9 protein-coding genes are annotated in these 6572 nt (G+C 72.7%); 3 read left to right on the forward strand and 6 right to left on the reverse strand.

Annotated elements, in window-relative coordinates:
• Window positions 1-49: 49 nt before the first annotated feature.
• Window positions 50-925: a transglutaminase domain-containing protein gene (locus tag ACL02O_RS17920; RefSeq protein ID WP_412819227.1), complete on the reverse strand. Its 876-nt coding sequence runs from the start codon at window positions 923-925 to the stop codon at window positions 50-52.
• Between the two features lie 277 nt (window positions 926-1202).
• Here ACL02O_RS17920 and ACL02O_RS17925 point away from each other — a divergent pair, with 277 nt between their 5' ends.
• The gene (locus ACL02O_RS17925; protein ID WP_412819228.1) at window positions 1203-1676 is read left to right on the forward strand and encodes a DUF1203 domain-containing protein; all 474 of its coding nucleotides are present in this window, start codon (window positions 1203-1205) and stop codon (window positions 1674-1676) included.
• A 63-nt stretch (window positions 1677-1739) separates the two neighbouring features.
• On the opposite strand, the gene ACL02O_RS17930 is transcribed toward ACL02O_RS17925, so the two are convergent.
• A complete protein-coding gene (locus ACL02O_RS17930; protein WP_412819229.1) occupies window positions 1740-1961 on the reverse strand; it encodes a DUF2188 domain-containing protein in 222 nt (73 codons plus the stop codon).
• 170 nt (window positions 1962-2131) lie between these two features.
• On the opposite strand from ACL02O_RS17930, the gene ACL02O_RS17935 reads away from it, so the two are divergent.
• Entirely contained in the window at window positions 2132-3124 is a 993-nt protein-coding gene (locus tag ACL02O_RS17935; protein ID WP_412819230.1) for a carcinine hydrolase/isopenicillin-N N-acyltransferase family protein, read from the forward strand.
• A 43-nt stretch (window positions 3125-3167) separates the two neighbouring features.
• Here ACL02O_RS17935 and ACL02O_RS17940 read toward each other — a convergent pair whose 3' ends face one another.
• A complete protein-coding gene (locus ACL02O_RS17940) occupies window positions 3168-4631 on the reverse strand; it encodes an LVIVD repeat-containing protein (protein ID WP_412819231.1) in 1464 nt (487 codons plus the stop codon).
• 138 nt (window positions 4632-4769) lie between these two features.
• Between ACL02O_RS17940 and ACL02O_RS17945 the strand changes: the two genes are divergently transcribed.
• The gene (locus tag ACL02O_RS17945) at window positions 4770-5450 is read left to right on the forward strand and encodes a DUF305 domain-containing protein (RefSeq protein ID WP_412819232.1); all 681 of its coding nucleotides are present in this window, start codon (window positions 4770-4772) and stop codon (window positions 5448-5450) included.
• A 107-nt stretch (window positions 5451-5557) separates the two neighbouring features.
• On the opposite strand, the gene ACL02O_RS17950 is transcribed toward ACL02O_RS17945, so the two are convergent.
• The 3 genes from ACL02O_RS17950 to ACL02O_RS17960 are packed head-to-tail and all read right to left on the reverse strand — an operon-like array spanning window position 5558 to window position 6323.
• On the reverse strand, window positions 5558-5821 hold the full coding sequence (locus ACL02O_RS17950; protein WP_412819233.1) for a hypothetical protein: 264 nt from the start codon (window positions 5819-5821) through the stop codon (window positions 5558-5560).
• Window positions 5809-6072, reverse strand: a complete 264-nt coding sequence (locus ACL02O_RS17955) for a DivIVA domain-containing protein (protein ID WP_412819234.1) — start codon at window positions 6070-6072, stop codon at window positions 5809-5811. The genes ACL02O_RS17950 and ACL02O_RS17955 overlap by 13 nt, the downstream gene beginning before the upstream one ends.
• On the reverse strand, window positions 6069-6323 hold the full coding sequence (locus tag ACL02O_RS17960; RefSeq protein ID WP_412819235.1) for a hypothetical protein: 255 nt from the start codon (window positions 6321-6323) through the stop codon (window positions 6069-6071). Before ACL02O_RS17960 ends, ACL02O_RS17955 begins: the two co-directional genes overlap by 4 nt.
• Window positions 6324-6572 lie beyond the last annotated feature (249 nt).

The following is a 6572-nucleotide window of genomic DNA, read 5'->3' on the forward strand; positions in this document are numbered from 1 at the left end:
GACCGCGCCGAGGTGCCCGACCCGGGGCCGGCAGGCGTCGCGGGGCGGCTCAGCGGCGCAGGTCGACCGTGGTGACGACGCCCGTGGTGGGGTCGACGCTGCGGACCGCGGAGCCCGGGCGCAGCCGCCGGTCGGTTGCATACCGTCGGGTGAGCTCCTTCTCCGGGGCCTCGTCGCCGTCGTCCGCCGCGAGCAGCAGCGCGGCGATCTCGTCGGCGAGGGCGTGGTCCGCGCCCTCGATGCCGCCGGCCATGCCGCCGAAGTCGTCCCAGAGCAGCAGCTCGTCCTTCTGCCGGTGGGCGAGCTCGTGCAGGACGTAGTCGTAGATGAACCAGGCGCCGCGGATCGGCAGGTCGGGTTGGACACCGTAGACGTCGGGGTCGATCCTCCCGGCCCGGTACGCGGACCACACCCGCGCCGCGGAGTCGAAGAGCCCCGCCATCGGATCGATGTCGTAGCCGTCGAACCGCCGGTCAGCGGCGGGATCGAGTTCCGGGTCGGCCCAGACCCAGCGTTCGCCGTTCCAGTACTCCACCAGCACGTGGTCGTGGTGCCAGCCGGGGGTGAAGTAGGCGGCGAAGCCGACCCGGCTGCGGGCGGGTACGCCGTGCTGGCGCAGCGCCGCGACGGTGAGCAGCGTGTGGTCCCGGCAGCAGCCCGCGACCCGGTCGGCGGCGGGACGCGCGGCGGTGAGCGGCAGCGGGAAGCGGGACTGGTCCATGTCGAGGATCTGGTCCACCCAGCGGTGGTTCACCTCGGCCAGCCGGCTCGCGGGCAGCTCCACGCCGCCGGCGCGGTAGTGGACGATCACGTTCCGGGCGGTCGCCGCGACGGTGGCGATGGTGGCGGGCACGGCGTCCAGGAGCGCGGCGTGGCCACGGGGATCGCTGTACGGGGAGTGCGTCCGATAGTCGTCGATGTCCATGCGTCGAGTCTCGACTCTCCCACGGTGTCAGGGTCAACCCGGCGGTGCCGGAGTCGCGCTTGACTCTGACACCGGGTCAGGGACGAGCGTGGGGAGGCCATGTTCACCATCGGAGAATTCGCCGCACTCGGCCGGGTGTCGGTTCGGATGCTGCGGCACAAGCATTCACATACCCACTCCAGGTCGGCTGATGCGGCAGACCGGACACGGCGCCGGTCGGGACGCGACGTCCGATCGCCGCCAGCATCCGACGGCTGCCGCGGCCAGGCTGGTGGACATGACGAACACGCGTACCGGGTATCTGATCCAGCCGCTGCCGAACGAGGTGCTGGCCGAGGTGCGGCGTACCGGCCTCGACGCGGGCGGGCGTCCGGTGGAGCGGGCCACCGCCGAGGGAGGCGAGCCGCTGCGCTGCTGCCTGCGCGACGCCCTCGCCGGCGAGCCGCTGCTGCTGTTCGGGTACGCCCCGGAGCTGCCGGACGGGCCGTACCGGGAGCTGGGGCCGGTGTTCGCGCACGACGCCGACTGCCCCGGCCCGGACGACGCGTCCGGCTACCCGGCCGACTGGCGGGGACGGCCCCAGGTGCTCCGCGCGTACGACCGCCGGGGGCGCATCGTCGGTGGCCGGCTGCACGACGGCGACGATCCGGAGACCGTCGTCGCCGAGCTGCTCACCGACCCGGCGGTCGAGCGCCTGCACAGCCGCAACGTGGTGTACGGCTGCTTCATGTTCGCGATCGTGCGGGGCTGAGCGCCGCGCGGCCTGCCGCCCACCCGACGGGTGGGCGGCAGGCCGCCGTTGGTGTGCTCCGGCTCAGCCCGCCGGCGGGAACGGGTCGTCCTGGTAGGTGTGCTCGGTCTCGATCTTCCCGTCGGCGGTGTGCACCACCAGCTGGCTGGGCTGGTTGTCCCGCGCCACCTGGCGGCCCGCCTCGACGGCGGCGTGCTTGGTGTCGTGGGTGCCGACCGACCGGCCGCCGTGCTCCACCTTCCAGCCGTCGCCGTTCGGCACGACGTGGTATTCCTTCCGGCTCATCAGTCCGTCCCTTCCTCCGATGGACGGCAGGTACCCGGGCGGCGACCACGGGAAACGGGCCGGACCGTCGAGGGTGGACGCCGGCCGCGCCCGCAGGGGCACCCCGGGGGCGGCCGGCCCCGTGCGCTGATCGGATGGACATCCTTCGCTGCCTCTTCTAGCGTCGCGGCATGCGGAGGATACTGCTCGCCACCGGAGTCGCCCTGCTGCTGGCCGCGGCCGGCTGCGCCGAGAGCCGCCGGAGCGCGGCGCCGCCGGCACCCGGCACGCCGACCGCCTCCCGGCAGGACGCCGGCCAGGTCGAGCGGACCCTGGCCAGCCTCCGCCAGGTCGACGACCTGCCGCTGTACGAGATGACGTACGTGGGGGACTACGACCCGACCGTCGGTGTGGCCGGTAGCACCGAGGCCAGCCCGTTCGGCTGCTCGCTCTTCGCCGCCCTCGGCGACCGGGACCGGCCGGTCTTCGCCCGCAACTTCGACTGGGAGCCGAACCCGGCCCTGGTGCTGCGGACCGACCCGACGGACGGGTACGCCTCGATCTCCCTGGTGGACATCTCGTATCTCGGGGTGGGTGCCGACCCGGCCGGGGACCGCCGGCTGCTCAACGCGCCACTGCTGCCTTTCGACGGGATGAACGAGCGGGGCCTGGCGGTCGGGCTGGCGGCCGACGACGCGGCGACCGCCCGGCCGGTGCCGGGCCGCCCGACCGTGGGTTCGGTGCGCATCCTGCGGCTGGTGCTGGACCGGGCGGCCACGGTGGACGAGGCGGTCGCCGTGTTCGGCCGGTACAACCTGGACTTCGACGGCGGGCCGCCGCTGCACTACCTGCTGGCCGACGCGACGGGCGCCTCGGCGGTGGTGGAGTTCGTCGACGGCGAGCTGCGCGTCGACCGGCGGCGCGGACCCTGGCAGGCGTTGACCAACGTGCCGGCCGTCGGGGTGTCCGATCCGGACCTGCGCCGGGACCACCGGTACGGGGTGCTGGCCGAGGCGCTGGACGCCGCCGGCGGCGTGCTGGACGCGCCGGCCGCGCTGCGCCTGCTCGACGCGGTGCGGCAGGGGCACACCCGCTGGTCGGTGGTGTACGGGCTGCGCACCGGCGAGGTGCGGCTGGTGCCCACGGGTGGCGGGGAGCGCAGCTACCGGCTGCCGGTGCGCTGAACCGGGTCCGGCCCCGTGGCGGCGGCCGGACCCGGCGTGGCGGTCACCGGCCCAGGTAGCCCGTCTGGGTCTGCGCGTTCAGCTCGCGTAGGTGGGTGAAGTTCGCGGTCCACGTCCGCGGGTCCCGCAGCTCCAGCACGTCCAGGCCCTTCTGGATGTCGCTGGAGTAGATGTGCCCGTTGTACCAGTACGCCGACCAGGATCCGCCCAGGGTGAGCTGGGCGTCCGAGAGCGGCCCGCGCTCCCAGAAGCCGATCTCGACGGGGTGCCGGGAGTCGGTGAAGTCCCAGACCGAAACGCCGCCCTGGTACCAGGCCTGGACCATGATGTCCCGACCCAGCACGGGGATCAGCGAGCCGTTGTGCGCGACGCAGTTCTCGGTGTCGGCGTTGGCCCGGGGGATCTTGTAGTAGCTGCCGAAGAGCATCTTCCGGGTGTCGCCCCGGCCGGTGATGTCGTAGATGGCGTCCGCACCACGGTCCGGACCGGTGGCCTCGTTGCAGGTCGCCGCGCCGCCCCCGCCCAGCTCGTCGGTGAAGACCACCTTGGTGCCGGAGTTGTTGAACGTCGCCGAGTGCCAGAAGGCGAAGTTCTCCGTGTCCCGCACCCGGTCGAGTACCCGCGGCGCCTCCCGGTCGGAGATGTCCAGCAGGATGCCGTCACCCATGCAGGCGCCGGCGGCCAGGTCCTGCGCGGGGTACGCGGTGATGTCGTGGCAGCCGGTGGTGGCCGACTTCTCGCCCGGAATGCCCTCGTACCCGCCGTCGGGGAAGAGGTTGGGCGTGGCGACCACGGCCGCCGAGGTCGGCGTGTTCAGCGGCACCTTGACGATGGAGATCGAGTCGTGCGGCGGCTGGCAGTCCGGGAACTCGGCCCGCGGGCTGTACGACGAGACGTACAGGTAGACGGTCCGCGGGTCCTTGCCCGGCACCAGGGTGTGCGTGTGCGAGCCGCAGTCGGTCTCCACCGACTTGATGTACCGCGGGTTCCGCTTGTCGGTGATGTCGAAGATCTTGATGCCCTCCCAGGACTCCTTCACCGAGGCGGACTGCGGCGTGCTGGCGCAGGAGTCGTCGCTGCGCGAGGAGTCGGTGGAGAGGAACAGCAGGTTGCCGTGGACCGAGACGTCGTTCTGCGAGCCCGGGCAGAGCACCTGGGACACGATGGACGACGTGCTCGGGCGGGCGATGTCGTAGATGACGAAGCCGTTGTAGTTGCCGACGAAGGCGTACCGGCCCTGGAAGGCCATGTCGGTGCCGTACGACGAGGACGTGTCGAACGGTGCCTGCTTCGGCAGGCTGGCGACCTGCCGGATGTTCGGGCTGCTGGAGATCTCGTCGACGGCGAGGCCGGTGCCGTCCACCGTGGCCGCCGGCTCGGCGCTGAGCCGTGGCGTCTCCTGGGCGCTGCTGGGCGGGGCGGTGGCGACACCGGCGATCAGCAGGCCGGCGGCGGCCAGGCTGACGGTCCGGAGGGGTCGGGTTCGGGACGTGCGGGATCTGATCATCGGCGGCACCCTTCGAAAGGGGAGGATGATTGCTCACACCTTACCGAGTGATGACCTTCATCAATGTGATCTGCGTCACATCCGGGAACTTTCGTCTATGGGTACGATCGCTGCCACCTCGACCGGAGGGAGTGCCCTGTGACCAGCCGGCAGGCGCGGACGTGGGCCGCCGTCACACTGATCGCCGTACTCCTGCTGGTGCTCGGGGTGGCCCTCGCCCGGCGTGGCGAGCGCGCGCCGGAGCAGGCCCGACCGGCCGCGGGCGCGTCCGCCACCGTGACCGGCCCGCCGGTCATCGTGCCCGGCCGGCCGGGGGAACCGGCGGCACTCCGCGCGGGGCAGGAGGTCCGGGACCCGGCGCCACCCCGCTACAGCAGCCTTGACGTCTGGTTCGTCCAGATGATGATCCCGCACCACCAGCAGGCGTTGGAGATGGCGGCGCTCGCCCCGCAACGGGCCGCCGACCCCCGGGTACGCGCCGTCGCCGACCGGATCCGGGCCGCCCAGGGGCCGGAGATCGGCCTGCTGCGCGGCTGGCTCAGCGAGCGCGGCCTCCCGGCGGAGGTCCCCGGCCACGACCACGGCAGCATGCGCGGCATGCAGACCCCGGAGGCGATGCGGCGGCTCGCCGCCGCCCGCGGTGCGGACTTCGACCGGCTCTTCGTGACGATGATGACCGACCATCACCAGGGGGCCGTGGTGATGGCCACCGACCTGCTCAAGGTGGGCGCCGACCAGACCATGCAGGAGTTCGCCAACTCGGTCGCCACCGAACAGGCCGTCGAGATCGCCCGGATGCGCGAACTGCTCGCCTCCTGACCGGCCCGTCGCCCCCGGGCGGCGACGCGGCGCAACATCCACTCGGGATGGCGCAAACGGGGGTGTCCCAGTGCCCGGATGCCGCGGTGTGCCGCACCGCGAGTGGATCAACGGTCTGGTGAGCGGGCGCAGGGTCCGTCGTGGTCGGCCGGTAGGGGACAGCGGGCGCGGTCGGGCAGTCTGGCGTCGCACCAGACCCGGGTACGCACGAACTGGCGGTCCTCCTCGCTGAGCGTGGTCTCGCCGAAGTCGATCGCCGTGACGTGGCGCAGCGAGTCGCGCAGCGCCACGGCCAGGGCGGCGGCGTCGTCGAGCCGGGTCAGTGTAGTGGGCAGGTGGATGATCCATCGGGGCGCGCTCACCGCTGCCACCGGCTGTTCTGGGCGGGCGGAGGACCCTCGTGACACCGGGTGTGCCGGGACTGCCACTGGCGCAGCGCCTGCCGGATGCGTTCCGCCTCGGTGGTGGCGGTGCTCAGGTCGCGGCGCAGCCGGTCGAGTTCGTCGGCGGCGTGGACGAGCAGCGCATCGACCTGTTCGGTGTCGTAGCCGCGCCGGCGGATGTCGAACGCGGCGGTACGAAGCTGATGTGCGTGCAGGCGCTCGCCGGCCAGGTAGATCATCCGCGGGGTGCCGTCCGTTCGGCGACCAGGGCGGCGACCTGTCGGTCGGTGAGGCCGCGCCGGTCGAGGACCTGACGGCCCCAGCGGTGCAACCGGCAGGGGTGCGGGGCGCGGTCGTTGCGGCAGCGGAGGCCGTCCGGCCACTGCTCGGCGGCGTGGACGACGATCGCGGTCACCGCGAAGCCGACATCCTCGGCGGTCACGCGCGGCGGTAGGGGAAGCTCGCCGAGGACGGCGTCGATCGAGTTCATGACCCTCCCTGGTCGGTGGGAGCGGCGCCGAGGCGGGCGGGGGAGACCGGCACCCGCCCCGGGCCTGTCCGTGCTGGATCTTGGTGTGGCTGAGGTCGGAGCAGCGGGCGGCAGTGCCGCCGGACGCCGCTCCGAGAGAAGGCGCCGCAGTGCCTAGCTGGGCTCTCCTCGCGACGAACCTTACCGATAATACTGGTAAAGTCAACGTTGCTCTTGAAGTCCCTCCCGGCGGCGTGATCAGATGGGTGT

This window comes from Micromonospora mangrovicola (genome assembly GCF_047200535.1).
Taxonomy (GTDB): Bacteria; Actinomycetota; Actinomycetes; order Mycobacteriales; family Micromonosporaceae; genus Micromonospora.

Coding starts and splice junctions, on each gene's coding strand:
- ACL02O_RS17935 (WP_412819230.1), top strand. CDS start 2,132: ATGCGGAGGATACTGCTCGCCACCGGAGTCGCCCTGCTGCTGGCCGCG.
- ACL02O_RS17960 (WP_412819235.1), bottom strand. CDS start 6,323: ATGAACTCGATCGACGCCGTCCTCGGCGAGCTTCCCCTACCGCCGCGC.
- ACL02O_RS17930 (WP_412819229.1), bottom strand. CDS start 1,961: ATGAGCCGGAAGGAATACCACGTCGTGCCGAACGGCGACGGCTGGAAG.
- ACL02O_RS17920 (WP_412819227.1), bottom strand. CDS start 925: ATGGACATCGACGACTATCGGACGCACTCCCCGTACAGCGATCCCCGT.
- ACL02O_RS17955 (WP_412819234.1), bottom strand. CDS start 6,072: ATGATCTACCTGGCCGGCGAGCGCCTGCACGCACATCAGCTTCGTACC.
- ACL02O_RS17925 (WP_412819228.1), top strand. CDS start 1,203: ATGACGAACACGCGTACCGGGTATCTGATCCAGCCGCTGCCGAACGAG.
- ACL02O_RS17940 (WP_412819231.1), bottom strand. CDS start 4,631: ATGATCAGATCCCGCACGTCCCGAACCCGACCCCTCCGGACCGTCAGC.